The organism is Aliirhizobium wenxiniae (assembly GCF_019511445.1).
GTDB classification, from domain to species: Bacteria; Pseudomonadota; Alphaproteobacteria; order Rhizobiales; family Rhizobiaceae; genus Neorhizobium; species Neorhizobium wenxiniae_A.
In genome coordinates this window covers 143690-156808 of record NZ_JAEUAN010000003.1, presented here as the reverse complement: position 1 = coordinate 156808, position 13119 = coordinate 143690, and the positions used below count along the sequence as shown (strand labels likewise).

Annotated in this window: 16 protein-coding genes; 7 read left to right on the top strand and 9 right to left on the bottom strand. The window is 61.3% G+C overall.

Annotated features, from left to right (window positions below):
• Positions 1-14: 14 nt before the first annotated feature.
• Entirely contained in the window at positions 15-323 is a 309-nt protein-coding gene (locus JNB91_RS04890; RefSeq protein ID WP_220324405.1) for a DUF167 domain-containing protein, read from the bottom strand.
• Complete coding sequence (locus JNB91_RS04885; RefSeq protein WP_220324404.1) at positions 320-610, bottom strand: YggT family protein; 291 nt, start codon at positions 608-610, stop codon at positions 320-322. The genes JNB91_RS04890 and JNB91_RS04885 overlap by 4 nt, the downstream gene beginning before the upstream one ends.
• 190 nt (positions 611-800) lie before the next feature.
• Here JNB91_RS04885 and JNB91_RS04880 point away from each other — a divergent pair, with 190 nt between their 5' ends.
• Entirely contained in the window at positions 801-2039 is a 1239-nt protein-coding gene (locus tag JNB91_RS04880; protein WP_220324403.1) for an MFS transporter, read from the top strand.
• 30 nt (positions 2040-2069) lie between these two features.
• On the opposite strand, the gene JNB91_RS04875 is transcribed toward JNB91_RS04880, so the two are convergent.
• The 6 genes from JNB91_RS04875 to hemC all read right to left on the bottom strand — a co-directional run bounded on the left by JNB91_RS04875 (position 2070) and on the right by hemC (position 8041).
• Positions 2070-2852 (bottom strand): glutamine amidotransferase, encoded by a 783-nt coding sequence (locus JNB91_RS04875; RefSeq protein WP_220324402.1) that lies wholly within the window; start codon positions 2850-2852, stop codon positions 2070-2072.
• A 3-nt stretch (positions 2853-2855) separates the two neighbouring features.
• Positions 2856-3338, bottom strand: coding sequence for a tellurite resistance TerB family protein (locus tag JNB91_RS04870; RefSeq protein ID WP_220324401.1), 483 nt, complete (start codon positions 3336-3338; stop codon positions 2856-2858).
• A 23-nt stretch (positions 3339-3361) separates the two neighbouring features.
• Entirely contained in the window at positions 3362-4981 is a 1620-nt protein-coding gene (locus tag JNB91_RS04865; RefSeq protein WP_220324400.1) for a heme biosynthesis protein HemY, read from the bottom strand.
• 14 nt (positions 4982-4995) lie between these two features.
• Entirely contained in the window at positions 4996-6306 is a 1311-nt protein-coding gene (locus tag JNB91_RS04860; RefSeq protein ID WP_220324399.1) for a mitofilin family membrane protein, read from the bottom strand.
• A gap of 91 nt (positions 6307-6397) precedes the next feature.
• Positions 6398-7108: a uroporphyrinogen-III synthase gene (locus JNB91_RS04855; RefSeq protein ID WP_220324398.1), complete on the bottom strand. Its 711-nt coding sequence runs from the start codon at positions 7106-7108 to the stop codon at positions 6398-6400.
• Between the two features lie 3 nt (positions 7109-7111).
• Positions 7112-8041 (bottom strand): hydroxymethylbilane synthase, encoded by a 930-nt coding sequence (hemC, locus tag JNB91_RS04850; protein ID WP_220324397.1) that lies wholly within the window; start codon positions 8039-8041, stop codon positions 7112-7114.
• A gap of 70 nt (positions 8042-8111) precedes the next feature.
• On the opposite strand from hemC, the gene tsaD reads away from it, so the two are divergent.
• The 5 genes from tsaD to JNB91_RS04825 are packed head-to-tail and all read left to right on the top strand — an operon-like array spanning position 8112 to position 11622.
• Positions 8112-9209: a tRNA (adenosine(37)-N6)-threonylcarbamoyltransferase complex transferase subunit TsaD gene (gene tsaD, locus JNB91_RS04845; protein ID WP_220324396.1), complete on the top strand. Its 1098-nt coding sequence runs from the start codon at positions 8112-8114 to the stop codon at positions 9207-9209.
• Positions 9206-10189: an NAD(P)H-dependent glycerol-3-phosphate dehydrogenase gene (locus JNB91_RS04840; protein WP_220324395.1), complete on the top strand. Its 984-nt coding sequence runs from the start codon at positions 9206-9208 to the stop codon at positions 10187-10189. Before tsaD ends, JNB91_RS04840 begins: the two co-directional genes overlap by 4 nt.
• 26 nt (positions 10190-10215) lie before the next feature.
• On the top strand, positions 10216-10518 hold the full coding sequence (locus JNB91_RS04835; RefSeq protein ID WP_183828417.1) for a YciI-like protein: 303 nt from the start codon (positions 10216-10218) through the stop codon (positions 10516-10518).
• Between the two features lie 8 nt (positions 10519-10526).
• Complete coding sequence (locus JNB91_RS04830) at positions 10527-10967, top strand: EVE domain-containing protein (protein ID WP_206828654.1); 441 nt, start codon at positions 10527-10529, stop codon at positions 10965-10967.
• A 10-nt stretch (positions 10968-10977) separates the two neighbouring features.
• Positions 10978-11622: a class I SAM-dependent methyltransferase gene (locus JNB91_RS04825; protein ID WP_220324582.1), complete on the top strand. Its 645-nt coding sequence runs from the start codon at positions 10978-10980 to the stop codon at positions 11620-11622.
• Positions 11623-11967: 345 nt separating this feature from the next.
• On the opposite strand, the gene JNB91_RS04820 is transcribed toward JNB91_RS04825, so the two are convergent.
• Positions 11968-12450 carry a hypothetical protein gene (locus JNB91_RS04820; protein ID WP_220324394.1) on the bottom strand — a complete coding sequence of 161 codons (483 nt, stop codon included), beginning with the start codon at positions 12448-12450 and terminating at the stop codon, positions 11968-11970.
• Between the two features lie 279 nt (positions 12451-12729).
• Here JNB91_RS04820 and sdhC point away from each other — a divergent pair, with 279 nt between their 5' ends.
• Positions 12730-13119, top strand: a complete 390-nt coding sequence (gene sdhC, locus JNB91_RS04815; RefSeq protein ID WP_220324393.1) for a succinate dehydrogenase, cytochrome b556 subunit — start codon at positions 12730-12732, stop codon at positions 13117-13119.

Below are 13119 nucleotides of genomic sequence, written 5' to 3'. Positions count from 1 at the left end.
GGGCCCAGAAGTAATCAGGTCATCAGACCTTCGAGCTTCGCTTTCAAATCCTCCGGGTCGCCATCGATCCGGAGGATTTTTTTACGCGCCGTTTCGCCGGAGACGAAAGATACGGAGCTTTTTGGCACCCGCAGTTTCTTGGACAGAAGCGCGATCAGCGCCTTGTTGGCCTTGCCGTCTTCCGGCACGGCGGAGACACGCGCTTTCAGGAACGCGTCTCCCTCCGCATCCGTCTCCATACCGTCGATCGCGTCGCGGCCGCCATTCGGGGTGAGCTTGATGCTCAGCCTTATGTGGTCTGCGTGAAGGCTTGCCGCGCTCACACGAAGAGCGGGAACAGCGAGTTCCACATGAAGGAGCGCAGGAAGAAGATCAGCAGCAGGACAATGATCGGGGAGATGTCGATGCCGCCGAGGTTCGGCATGATGCGGCGGATCGGTCGCAGCACCGGTTCGGTGACGTTATAGAGGAAACGGCCGATGGCATCGACGAACTGGTTGCTCGAATTGATGACGTTGAAGGCGAAGAGCCAGGAGAAGATGGCGCTGGCAATCAAGATCCAGGTGTAAAGGTTCAAGGCCAGGTCAATGGTCTGAAACAGGGCGAGCATTCAGGTCTCCAATCGTGTTGCCAAGCCCCATCCTTTAAGGATCGCGGCGGTCGGCCTACAAATTCCAAGTTGACAGACATGTAGACATTGGCGAACTAACGGGCAAGTGTTGCACCCGCCGCAGTTTCAGCATGTTTAACGGTGGCACTCCAGCAATTCATCCTGACGGTCCCACCGAAAGTCTTTTGCGATGTCCATTCCCGCCTCCGGCGACCGTTTTGCAGCCTTTCGCCATTCGTCCTACACAAAGTTTTTCCTGTCGCGGTTCTTCGCCGCCTTTGCCATCCAGATCATCAGCGTTTCGGTTGGCTGGCAGATGTATGACGAGACCCGCAACCCGCTCTATCTCGGCCTGATCGGGCTGTTCCAGTTCCTGCCGTCGCTGCTCCTGATCCTCGTCACCGGCACTGTGGCCGATCGGTATAATCGCCGGATGATCATGGCGATCTGCATGGTCGTCGGTGCGGCCTGCGCGGCGTCGCTTCTGGGGCTGACGGTTGCCGGCGCATTCACGCCCTGGCTTGTGTTCGCTATTCTCGTCGTGTTCGGTATCGAGCGCGCCTTCATGGGGCCGGCGGTCCAGTCGCTCGGGCCGAACCTCGTGCCGGAGAAGGATCTTGCCAATGCGATCGCCTGGAATTCGTCTTCTTGGCAGACCGCGTCCATTCTAGGCCCGGTTTTCGGCGGCCTGCTTTACGGGCTGAACGCGACGGCGGCCTATATCGTGGCGTTCGTCCTGCTGACGCTTGCGGCGCTGCTCGTCTTCATGATCCCGAAACCGGCGCAGCGGACCTCGGCTTCCAAGGTCGATGTCGCCCATCTTCTTGCCGGCTTCCGCTTCATCTTCAGCGAAAAAGTGGTTCTCGGCGCGATCTCCCTCGATCTTTTCGCCGTCCTTCTCGGCGGCGCGGTGGCGCTCATGCCGATCTTTGCCCGCGACGTGCTGGAACTTGGCCCCTGGGGTCTTGGCCTTTTGCGCGCCGCACCCGGCATCGGGGCCATTGCCGTTGCCGTCTGGCTTGCCTTCCACCCGATCCGCCATCATGCCGGGACGGCGATGTTCGTCGGCGTCGGCTTTTTCGGTCTCGGTACGCTGATCTTCGGCCTTTCGGCCACGCCCTGGCTGTCGATCGTTGCGTTGATGATCATGGGCGCTGCCGACATGATTTCCGTCTATGTCCGCGAAACGCTGATCGCGCTCTGGACGCCGGATGAGGTGCGCGGTCGGGTCAATGCCGTCAACATGGTGTTTGTCGGGGCTTCCAACGAGCTCGGCGAATTCCGTGCCGGAACGATGGCGCATTTCATAGGCGCCGTGCCGGCCGTCGTCATCGGCGGCGTCGGCACGCTGGCCGTCACTGTCATCTGGGCGCTCGGCTTCTCGAAACTCAGGAAGATCGACACGCTGGAAGCGCCGGAACGCAATTAGTGCGAGGTCGCGGCGGATACCCGCTGCGGCTCAGCTTTGCGCCACTTCGGTTTCCGGCATGGATGCGCCGTATCGGGGTGAAGCTGCCGTGCCTGCCTTTTTGTTCAGGAATACCAGATCGAGAAACTCCGACAGCCAGGCCTTGAGCGGTGCGTCGAACATCATGCGGCCTTCGAGATGCTCGCTTCCCTGCTGCGCATTCGGCATGGTGAAGCGCTCGGCGCCGTGGACGACCCAGCGCTGCATCATGGCGCGGGTCAGTTCCGCGTGGAACTGCACGCCCCAGGCACTGTCGCCATAACGGATCGCCTGGTTGGGATAGGCGTCGCCTTCCGCCAGAAGTTTTACACCGCGCGGAAGGTCAAAGCCTTCGCGGTGAAAATGATAGACCATTTTCGGCCATTGCATCAGCAGGCGACCATGCTCGGTGGGGCGCAGGGGATACCAGCCGATCTCGGTGATCTCACCTTCCTTGGCCTTCACCTTGCCGCCCAGATGACGAACCATCATCTGGGCGCCGAGGCAGATGCCGAGATAGGGCTTGTTCTCTTTCAGGGGCACGCCGATCCAGTCGATCTCCTGTTTGACGAAGGGATCGGGATCGTTGGCGCTCATCGGGCCGCCGAAGATGACGGCGCCGGAATGGTCGGTCAGCGTCTGCGGCAATGCTTCGCCGAGAACCGGCCGGCGGATATCGAGCGGAAAGCCCTTTTCAAGCAGCATCTGGCCGACGCGGCCGGACGACGAGCGTTCCTGATGGAGGACGACGAGAACGGGAAGGAGATCTGTCTTTCGCGGTGGCATTACGAGCATCAGTTAGTCCTTGCTCTCCTCCGTGTTTTGTTCGGCTAGGCGCGCGGCGGCCTGTTGGCGCTGCAGCACGCGATCCCGCGACGAAACACCGAGAAGATCCGCGATCCTCCAAATCACGTGATCCTCGATCTCGCTTCTCTGGCCATCGGCATAAACGATGTCCCAGAGAATGCCGAGAAGTTCGACACGGTCGTCTTCATTGACGAGATGACGTCTTAGATCGGAAGTGAAACGGTAATAGTCAACCGCTTCGTGGCCGGCCTCGTGGCCAGCCTCGATCAGCGCCTTCAACCGGTCTTCACTCAGATCGTAGCGCTGGCGGATCAGTTCACGGAATTTCTGCTGCTCTTTTTTCGAGACAGCGCCATCGGCCTCCATGACCTGAAAACAGAGCGCAACGAAGGCGACCCTCGGGTCGTCCGGTGCGAATTCCTTGTCGTCATGGGAGGTTAGCGTGTGGAGGAAGGCCTGTATGCGGTCCAACATCGATAGGCCTTCTCCATCTTTCCTTAAAACAGCCGCAACCTCGTCTTTGTCGGCTCGGCGTTCTGATCTTTCACACCCGGATCATCTGGTGGACGTCCGAAAAATGGAACCGGTTCGGCTTCACTTTCTTGCGTTTTGGCAGATTCAGGCGTGGTTTTCTCCGGTGCTGTTGTCTTTGCTGCAACAGCAGGTTCGGGTGTCGGCTTTGCCGGCTGCTTTTCGATAACGATTGTCGGCTCGGCGGGTTCGGTGTGTCTTGTCGGTTCCGCTGGTGCCTTGTCGTTCACGATGACAGGCGGAAGAGCGGCAATCGCTTCGTCTGCGGCAATCCTGCCTTCGACGACCGGGCCTTCCAGCTGGCTGAACGGCACTTTCCATTCGAAGGCATCGAGCTTGCCTGTGACAGGCGAAACGGCAAGCCAGTTTTCCGAGACGAAACCGTCGGCCACCCAGGCCGCATTGCGGGGGGCGCGAAGGGCCTGCTGCATCCAGTGGCGGATGCGGCCCTGATCGCCGGTTTCGGCCTCCTCGATATCGGCCAGCAGCAGATAGACGCGCTCGCTCGGCTCCACCCGGGCTGCGGCTTCGGCTCTTGAACGTGCCTTGGCAAAATCCTGCGCATCGAGCGCTGCCTGGGAAACGGCGAGGAGCGACTCGATATTGTTCGGACGCATGGCCTCCAGCTTCTCGGCGCGTTTCAACCGGTCGAGCGTGCTGTCGCCGCTGCGGGCGCGGATATAGGTGCGGGCGATATCCGGATGCGGCGAAAGCTTCCACACGCCTTCCAGCACCGACGCGGCCTTCTTGACATTTTCCTGCCGCAGCAAGGCCTTGGCACAGATGATGCCGGCAGGCACCAGATCCTTGGCCAGTTTCAGCGCATCGGTGGAATCTTCGCGGGCACCGCTCGGGTCGCTTTCTAGCCGTTCACCGGCGCGAGCGGTCAGGAGAACGGCTCTCAGGCGTTCGGCTTCCGACTTGCTGATGATGTTGGCAGCGCGCTGTTGCGCCAGCGTTTCCAAAGCCTCGTCCCAGCGCGCCGACTTGCTCTGGGATTCCAGCGTTGCTTGCGATGCCCAGGGGAGATAAGGCGCGTGCTCCACCGCCTTTTCGGCATATTGGCGGGCTGCCTCGTTGGCGCCTAGCCGACGTGCTTCCATGTAAAGGCCACGCAGGCCAAGTTCCCGCGTTTCGGGATCGTTCGACATGCTTTCGAATTTTGCCCGGGCATCGTCATATTTGCCCTCGATCAGGGCTGCCTGCGCATCGAGGAGATGGATTAGCGGTTCCTGGTCGGCACTGAGCAGGCTGCGGCTGCGGATGCTCATCTTGCGGGCAAGAAGCGCATTGCCGGCTCCGGCAGCGATCAGGCCGGTCGACAGCGCCTGATAACCGCGATCACGCTTGCGGGCGCGAAAATACCGGCGGACCGAATAGGGCGAGGTCCAGATGATGCCGATCACCCACCACAGAAGCATGACGGCACCGATCAGCGCCACGACCAGCGTGGCGGCAACCATCAGGCTGGTTTCGATCAGGTGGTCCTGCCAGGTAATGGACAAGAGGCCGGGCCGATCGGCGAGCCATGCAAAGCTCCAGCCGAGACCGAGGACGACGAGAAGGAAAATGAAAAGTCTGACCATTCCGTTTTTCGTCCTCAGCCTTGAGTGCCGGTAATCGCGCGGGTCAACGCGCCGCCAACGAGGTTTTCAACCTCGATACGCGCGTCGAGTTCCTGCTTGAACGACTGGGATGCCGTCTTGGCGGCGTCGGGAAGAGTCTCCCATTCGCGGGCGGCGGCAGCAAAATCGCCGGAGCGAAGCCGGTCCTCGAAACGGGCGACGATATCCTCGGGCGTGTTGCCGGTGACATCGCCGACCTTGCGGACTTTTACGACCGACAGGGCAGACGAATAGAGCCGCGAGGCCAGGCCCTGATCGGGATCAGGCTGGACGACCGCCTCGACCATGCTGTCCGCCACGCCGGAGACCTGGCGCTGAAGCTCGATGCGCGACAGGACGCCCTTGGCGGCAAACGGCTGGAGGTTTGCTATTGCCGGATCGTCGCCGGCGATGGTCTTGTAGGTCTGCAATTCGGCCTCGAACGAGCCGCCGCGATCGACCGCGCTCTTCAGGGCTGCGGCAGCCACGGCGCGCGCTGCCTGCTGTTCGGGACCCTTGTCGGCGATCTGGGCTTCCGCCTGCTGCAGCCGGCCGGCCAGTTGTGTCGAGGTTGCGGCAGCCGCTGCATTCGCCGATTTCAGGCTTGCAAGTTCGGCTTCGAGGGCGGCCAGTTTCTGATCCGTTTCGGCCGATCCGCCGGTGCCTGTCGAGGCACTGCTTTCGAGTGCTGCCAGACGGCTTGTGATATCGGCGGATGGTTCGACCGGTCGGCTGGCGAGGGATGCTATTTCCTGGCGAAGCGAGGCGATCTCGGCGGAAACGTCACTGTCGCCTGATGACGACGAGGATGCACCACCGGGCAGGAGACCGGCATATTGCATGCTGCCGGCCAGAAGCAGAGCGACGATGCCGCCGAAAATGCCGGATGCGACCAGCGTCGAGGTGGCGGGTTTGGATTGTACCGGGCCCGAGGATTGGGCCGAATAGTCTTCGGTTTTCGCCGTCGACTGGAAGGAGGCCGGATCTTCCTTGATCTCCTCCTTTGCAGGTTCCGCAGAAGCCGCTATCGGTTCGGGTTCAGGCTCATCGAAACGTGGCGTTTCGGGCGTAGCGGTTTCGGCTTCTGCCTTGGTCTCGGTCGATAAAGCCTCCGGCGCATCAGCCTTTTCCGAGATATCGGTCGCTACCGGCGTATCAGTCGGATCGTTCTCGCGGGCGTCAATCACATCGTCGCTGTCATTGGCGCGAACGGGCTCGGCCACTGCGGCGGTTTCCTCCGCCGTCAGGTCGATCGTGACCGGTTCCTTTTTCGGGTTGGACCGGCGCGGTGGTTTTTCGGATACCATCTCGACCTCTTTTCTGCATGCGTTCATTAAAACCTAGTCGGTGGCCCCGGTTAAGGAAAGGGGCGCAGCCGGAATTTGGATCAGGCGCAGGTTAAAGAAGCGCGAACAGCGCATTTTCGTCCGGGCTTTCGGCGATCCTGACATGCGGGCGAAACGCCGCGGGCACGGCTTCGGCGGTGCGGGCGCTGATGCAGAGGAAGGCGGTTTCGGAAAAAGAGGCTGCATATTGCTCGAAAATTTCGAAAAACCGGAATGCGTTCTCGCGCGAGTAGAGTAACGCCGCCTGAGGCGAGCGGGTACGCACTAATTCGTCGATTTCCGCCAGTCGATACTCGATCGGGATCATCTCGTAAATTTCCGCGACGCGGACAGGCAGGCCCAGTTCTTCGAGACGGTTCTCGAGCGATCCGGCGCGTGGTTTGCCAGCGAGATAGAGGAGCGGATGGTCCGGGTTTTCGAGTTTCGCGGCGATCAGGTCAGCCAGTCCTTCGCCATCGCCGGAGCCGGTGTGGATGTTGCTGAAACCTGTCGACCTTGCTGCTGCGGCCGTTTTTTCTCCGACTGCGAAGAGTTTTATATCCCCGTCAATCTTCAAGCCGGAGCCTATCGCTTCAAGTGCCCGCAATGCTTCGGCGCTGGTGACGATCAGCGCCGAGTGCGGCAGGGCCAGAGCGTTTGCCGCGGCCTGCGGGTGGTGCATTGCCCTGCTGAGCGGCAGAAGCACGGGGTCATGCCCCAAAAGCCTTAGCCGCTCGGCCGTTTTTTTGGCCGAAATTTCAGGTCGGGTGACGACGACCCGCAAGGGTCAGCTCCAGCTGTCGAAGAAGCCGGGGCCGGCTGCGGCACGCACGGCTTCGCCGGCGCGCAGGCCGAGCGCCTCGGCGTCCGCTCGCTTGCCCTCGACTTCGATCGCATGTTCGCGCCGACCGTCCGGTGTCAGGATCAGGCCGGAGAATTTGAGGTGATCTCCGTTACAGATCGCATAACCGCCGATCGGGGTGCGACAGGAACCATCGAGCGCTGCCAGGAAGGCGCGTTCGCAGCTTACGGCGTCAAAGGTCGGGTGGTCGTTGATCGGGGCGATGAGGGCATCCGTGCGCGGATCCTTGACGCGGCTTTCGACGCAGATCGCGCCTTGCGCGGGAGCAGGCGGGAAATCGACGGGATCGAGAAGTTCGGTCACGACCTCTTCCATGGAAAGTCGCTTCAGGCCGGCATAGGCGAGGAGCGTCGCATCGACCTGGCCTTCGTCCAGCTTGCGCAGGCGCGTGCCGACCGAGCCGCGGAAGATCGTGACTTGGATATCTGGGCGCAGACGGCGGATAAGCGCCTGGCGGCGCAGCGAGGCAGTGCCGACCGTCGCGCCATTCGGCAGGGCCTTCAGTGTCTGCGAGGTGCGGCCGATGAAGGCATCGCGAAAATCCTCGCGCGGCAGGTAGGCGGCTATATGCAGGCCTTCCGGCAGTTTCGTCGGCATGTCCTTCGACGAATGCACGGCGATATCCAGCTCGCCGGAGGACAGCTGTTCCTCGAGTTCCTGGGTGAACAGGCCCTTGCCGCCGATCTCCGAGAGAGACCGATCGGTGATGCGGTCGCCGGTGGTCGACAGCACGACGATTTCGAACATCTCTTCCGGCAGACCATGGGCCGCCATCAGCCGCGAGCGCGTTTCATGGGCCTGCGCCAGCGCCAGCGGGCTGCCACGCGTGCCGATCCGGAAAGGTTTTGTTTGCATCCGTCTCATTCCGTTGTTACCGGAAGCTCTCGTAAACCGGATCATCCGGCATCGCAATGAACAAGGGCCAATGACCTCATATCTGCGCATTCTCGGCATTGAAACAAGCTGCGACGAGACCGCCGCTGCGGTTGTCGCACGCCACGAGGACGGGCGCGGCGAGATTTTGTCCGATGTGGTCCTGTCGCAGCTCGACGAACACTCGGCCTATGGCGGCGTCGTGCCGGAAATTGCGGCGCGTGCGCATGTCGAAGCGCTGGACGAACTGGTCGAAGAAGCTTTGCGCCGGGCCAACGTGACGCTCGATGATGTCGACGCGATTGCCGCGACTTCCGGTCCCGGCCTGATCGGCGGGCTGCTTGTCGGCTTGATGACGGCCAAGGCGATCGCCCGCGTCTCGGGAAAACCGCTTCTCGCCATCAACCATCTCGAAGGCCATGCGCTGACGGCGCGGATGACGGACGGGCTTTCCTTCCCCTATCTGATGCTCCTCGTCTCGGGTGGGCATACGCAGCTCATCCTGATCCGCGGTGTCGGCCAGTATGAGCGCTGGGGCACGACGATCGATGATGCTCTGGGCGAGGCTTTCGACAAGACGGCGAAATTGCTCGGCCTGCCTTATCCGGGCGGCCCGGCGGTCGAGAAGGCTGCTCTTTCCGGCAATCCGGATCGGTTTTCGCTGCCGCGTCCGCTGGTGGGCGAAGCGCGTCTCGATTTTTCCTTTTCCGGCCTGAAGACCGCCGTGCGGCAGGCCGCGACCGAGATCGCGCCGCTGACCGAGCAGGATGTCGCCGATATCTGCGCCTCTTTCCAGAAGGCGGTGTCGCGCACGCTTCGCGACCGGATCGGTCGTGGACTGCTTCGGTTCCGCGAGGAGTTTGCCGGTCTCGATACCGAGCCGGCGCTGGTGGTTGCCGGAGGCGTTGCCGCCAATCAGGAAATCCGGCGCACGCTGCAGGCACTCTGCCTCGAACACGGGTTCCGCTTCATCGCGCCGCCTTTGCGGCTCTGCACCGACAATGCCGCGATGATCGCATGGGCGGGCCTGGAGCGGATGGCGGAAGAGTTGCCAGCCGACGATCTCAATGTGGCGCCGCGTTCGCGCTGGCCGCTGGATAGCCAAGCGAAGACCTTGCTCGGATCCGGCAAACGAGGGGCGAAGGCATGAGCAACGAGCGGATCGCCGTCATTGGCGCAGGTGCATTCGGAACCGCACTTGCGACAGTTTTTGCGCTGGAGGGCCGTCACCCGGTGACGCTTGTCGGGCGCCAGCCGAACCTGATGGCCGATCTGCGCGACGACCGCATGCATGATGCGGCGCTGCCGGGCGTGCCCTTGCCGGATGCGCTGCAATTTTCCGCCGAGCCGGATGCGGTGGCGGAAGCCAATGTCGTTCTCTTCGCCATGCCGTCGCGGGCGCAGCTCGATGCGGCGCGTCATTATGGGCCTTATCTGTCGAAGGATGCTGCCGTCGTCATCTGCGCCAAGGGGCTCGATCGGGCCGAGCGGCTGCTGACCGATGTCATATCGGCGGAGTTGCCTAAGACGCCTTTGGCGGTGCTTTCAGGGCCGGGTTTTGCCGCCGATATCGCGCGCGGCCTGCCGACGGCGATGTCTCTCAGTGCGCAGGATGCGGTGCTGGCGGAACGGCTTGCGCAGGTTCTCTCCGGCCGCAGCTTTCGGCTTTACGCTTCATCGGATGTGATCGGCGTGCAGCTCGGCGGGGCGCTCAAGAACGTGCTGGCGATTGCCTGCGGTATCGTCGAGGGCGCGGGGCTTGGAGAATCTGCGCGTGCGGCGCTGATTTCCCGGGGCTTGGCTGAAATGTCGCGGCTGGTCGAGGCGATGGGTGGCAATGCCGATACGGTGCGGGGCCTGTCCGGCCTCGGCGATCTCGTGCTGACCGGCACCAGCCATCAGTCACGCAACCTGAGCTTCGGCATTTCGATCGGGAAGGGTGAGCCGGTGCAGACCACCGGCGGTCCGCTGGTCGAAGGTGCGTTTGCTGCCTCGGTCGCGGCCCGGCTCGGACGAAAATTCTCGGTCGACCTGCCGATTACCGATGCGGTTGCAGCCATTATCGACGGACGTCTCGATGTGATGACCGCGATGGAACAGCTCATGACCCGGCCAATCAAGGCCGAGTAATCCACTTAAAAACCCAGGAGACCCCAATGCTGTTTGCCTTTCTCTGCACCGACAAGCCCGGCCACCTGCAGGTTCGCATGGACACCCGTCCGGCGCATGTGGAGCATCTCAACAAACTCAATGCCGAAGGCACGCTGAAATTTGCCGGCCCGTTCCTTGATGACGACAGCAAGCCGAATGGCAGCCTTGTCGTGGTAGAGGCCGCCGATATCGCGGCCGCCCGGACGATTGCAGAGGCCGATCCCTATTACCTTGCAGGCCTGTTCGAGAAAGTCGACGTGAAGCCTTGGAACTGGGTGTTCAACAATCCGGCCAACGAGCAGAAGTGAGGCGATAGATGGCCTATTGGCTTTACAAGTCCGAACCGAATGTCTGGTCCTGGGAACAGCAGAAAGCCAAGGGCGAGGTCGGCGAGGAATGGACCGGCGTGCGCAACTATCTGGCGCGCAACAACATGCGGGCGATGAAGATCGGCGACAAGGGCTTCTTCTACCATTCGAACGAAGGGCTGGAGATCGTCGGCATCGTCGAGGTCTGCGCGCTGTCGCATCCGGATAGTTCGGCCAAGGGCGATCCCAAATGGGATTGCGTCGATATCCGCGCGGTTGCCGACATGCCGAAGCCGGTTACGCTGAAGGACGTCAAGGCCAATCCGAAATTCGAGAAGATGGCGCTCGTCACCTCGATGCGGCTTTCGGTGCAGCCGGTAACGGACGAGGAGTATTTCGAAATCTGCCGTCTTGGCGGTCTCGACAATCCGCCGAAATCGCCGGCCTGAGTTTGCACGCTTGAAGACCGAGCCGAAGGCCTTCATCCTCGACAATACCGATCTCATGCGGCCGCCGCATGTGCCGGAGATCCAGCTTCATCTGGCAACGGAGGCGCATGACCTCTGGCTGAAGACGGAGGAGGATCTGGAGGCGATCGGCCTTCCGCCGCCGTTCTGGGCTTTTGCCTGGGCCGGTGGGCAGGGGCTTGCGCGGTATATTCTCGATAATCCCGAAATAGTCGCCGGCAAACGGGTTCTGGATTTCGCCAGCGGTTCCGGGCTGGTGGCGATTGCAGCGAAGCTTGCCGGGGCGGCGGATGTGCTGGCGGCGGATATCGATCCGTGGACGCAGACGGCGGTGATGCTGAACGCAGCCGAGAACGGGGTCGAGATTGGCTTCACCGGTGAGAACCAGATCGGTCTCGATATCGATGCGGATGTCGTGCTGGCCGGGGATGTCTTTTACGACCGCGATTTTGCCGCGGCGCTGGTGCCTTGGTTTACGCGGCTGGCGGATGAGGGCAGGGTGGTTCTGGTCGGCGATCCGGGGCGGAGCTATCTGCCGAAGGAGCGGCTGGAAAGGCTCGCGGTTTACGAGGTGCCGGTGACGCGCGCGCTGGAGGATAGTGAGGTCAAGAAGACGACGGTTTGGCGGTTCGGGTGAGGCGGTGGCAAACTCGATCCCCTCACTTGCGATTTCTAACACTTAGCTAAAGCTAAGATGTTGAAATCGCTTTCTCTCCCACAAGGGGAGAGATACCGGGAGGCACCCTCGGCGCTCTACCTCTCCCCCTGTGGGAGAGGTTACAAAATCAAGATCTTAGCCAAAGGCTAAGTCTTAGATTTTGTTGGTGAGAGGATCTTTTACTGAACACACCAACCCCATCCCGCCGTGGTTTTCAAAGATCATTCCGGATAAGCGCACGCATATGCGTGGCCCTCGGCGCTTCTCGGGACTTCCAGCCCCTACGGGTGATTTCCCATCACCCGTCAGCGCCGTGCGAGACCGCTATCTTTCCCCGCGGATGACGCAGACGCCCATCTCGTAACTGCAGCCGTTGACCGGCTGGAAGTTGCCGTTGGCGAGTTCTTGCGTGACGGTGATGATCTTTGCCTTGGGCGCGGGGTAGGAAAGGCCGGAGCGTGGCGGTTCGGATGCATACTGACCGACATATATTTCCCGATGGCCGTCGGCGTAGATGATCGACGAACCCGAGACGGTGGCAAAAGAGCCGAGCGTCTGAATGGAGCCGCTGTCGGGGCTTACATTTCGTGTCGATGATACGACCCGGCTGGCGCCGCCGAGACGCTGGTCGGAAAACAGTTTCAGCTGGCCCCGTCGGCCATGATGTCCGTGGCCGTAATGATGCCCTCGATAGCCTTTGTCGCCGCTGTTGAAATCCGGCGAAGGATCACGCGCGAGGGCTGTGGATGCGCAGGCGCTGACAAGCGCAAGTGCAAAAAGGACAGGTTTCATGCGATTCGCGATCATGGCGAACTCCGGGATCATGGTTAACCAAACGTTAACATGATCTTCGCGTCAGCGCACGTGTCGCCGCCAAATCTTTGGAATTGATGGTTAATGTGCCGCGGCGATATGTCCGATGCTTGCCCCCTTGCAATTCACAATCGATTAAATTCACGCGACGTCGGAATTGATCTTGTCGTCTTGGAATTCGAAGATTAAACCACGCCGATGATGCAATGCACATTTTCTCGGCATGGTGCATTGCCGGGCGCCCGCCCGCTGAGACGACGCCGCGAGGTAATGATGGCGAATATAACGAATAATCGGCCTCTGTCGCCGCATCTGCAAATCTACAAGCCAATCCCCACAATGGTTATGTCGATCGTCCACCGTATTACCGGTGGCGCTCTGGCTGCGGGCACGATCCTGCTGGCCTGGTGGTTGATCGCTGCCGCTTCCGGCAAGCCCTATTTCGACTGGGTGAGCTGGCTGTTCGGCACCTGGATCGGTCTGCTGGTCCTGTTCGGCTATACTTGGGCCCTGATCCATCACATGCTCGGCGGTCTTCGCCATTTCGTGTGGGACATGGGACATGGTTTTGAAAAGCATTTCGCGACCAAGGTCGCACTGATCATGCCAATCGTTTCGATCTGTCTGACCGTGCTGGTCTGGATCATCGGCCTGGCCATCTGA

Bases quoted from the DNA above. Each gene is read 5' to 3' on its own strand.
- JNB91_RS04885 (WP_220324404.1), bottom strand. From the start codon at position 610: ATGCTCGCCCTGTTTCAGACCATTGACCTGGCCTTGAACCTTTACACC.
- JNB91_RS04880 (WP_220324403.1), top strand. From the start codon at position 801: ATGTCCATTCCCGCCTCCGGCGACCGTTTTGCAGCCTTTCGCCATTCG.
- JNB91_RS04875 (WP_220324402.1), bottom strand. From the start codon at position 2,852: ATGCTCGTAATGCCACCGCGAAAGACAGATCTCCTTCCCGTTCTCGTC.
- JNB91_RS04870 (WP_220324401.1), bottom strand. From the start codon at position 3,338: ATGTTGGACCGCATACAGGCCTTCCTCCACACGCTAACCTCCCATGAC.
- JNB91_RS04865 (WP_220324400.1), bottom strand. From the start codon at position 4,981: ATGGTCAGACTTTTCATTTTCCTTCTCGTCGTCCTCGGTCTCGGCTGG.
- JNB91_RS04860 (WP_220324399.1), bottom strand. From the start codon at position 6,306: ATGGTATCCGAAAAACCACCGCGCCGGTCCAACCCGAAAAAGGAACCG.
- hemC (WP_220324397.1), bottom strand. From the start codon at position 8,041: ATGCAAACAAAACCTTTCCGGATCGGCACGCGTGGCAGCCCGCTGGCG.
- tsaD (WP_220324396.1), top strand. From the start codon at position 8,112: ATGACCTCATATCTGCGCATTCTCGGCATTGAAACAAGCTGCGACGAG.
- JNB91_RS04840 (WP_220324395.1), top strand. From the start codon at position 9,206: ATGAGCAACGAGCGGATCGCCGTCATTGGCGCAGGTGCATTCGGAACC.
- JNB91_RS04835 (WP_183828417.1), top strand. From the start codon at position 10,216: ATGCTGTTTGCCTTTCTCTGCACCGACAAGCCCGGCCACCTGCAGGTT.
- JNB91_RS04830 (WP_206828654.1), top strand. From the start codon at position 10,527: ATGGCCTATTGGCTTTACAAGTCCGAACCGAATGTCTGGTCCTGGGAA.
- JNB91_RS04820 (WP_220324394.1), bottom strand. From the start codon at position 12,450: ATGATCGCGAATCGCATGAAACCTGTCCTTTTTGCACTTGCGCTTGTC.
- sdhC (WP_220324393.1), top strand. From the start codon at position 12,730: ATGGCGAATATAACGAATAATCGGCCTCTGTCGCCGCATCTGCAAATC.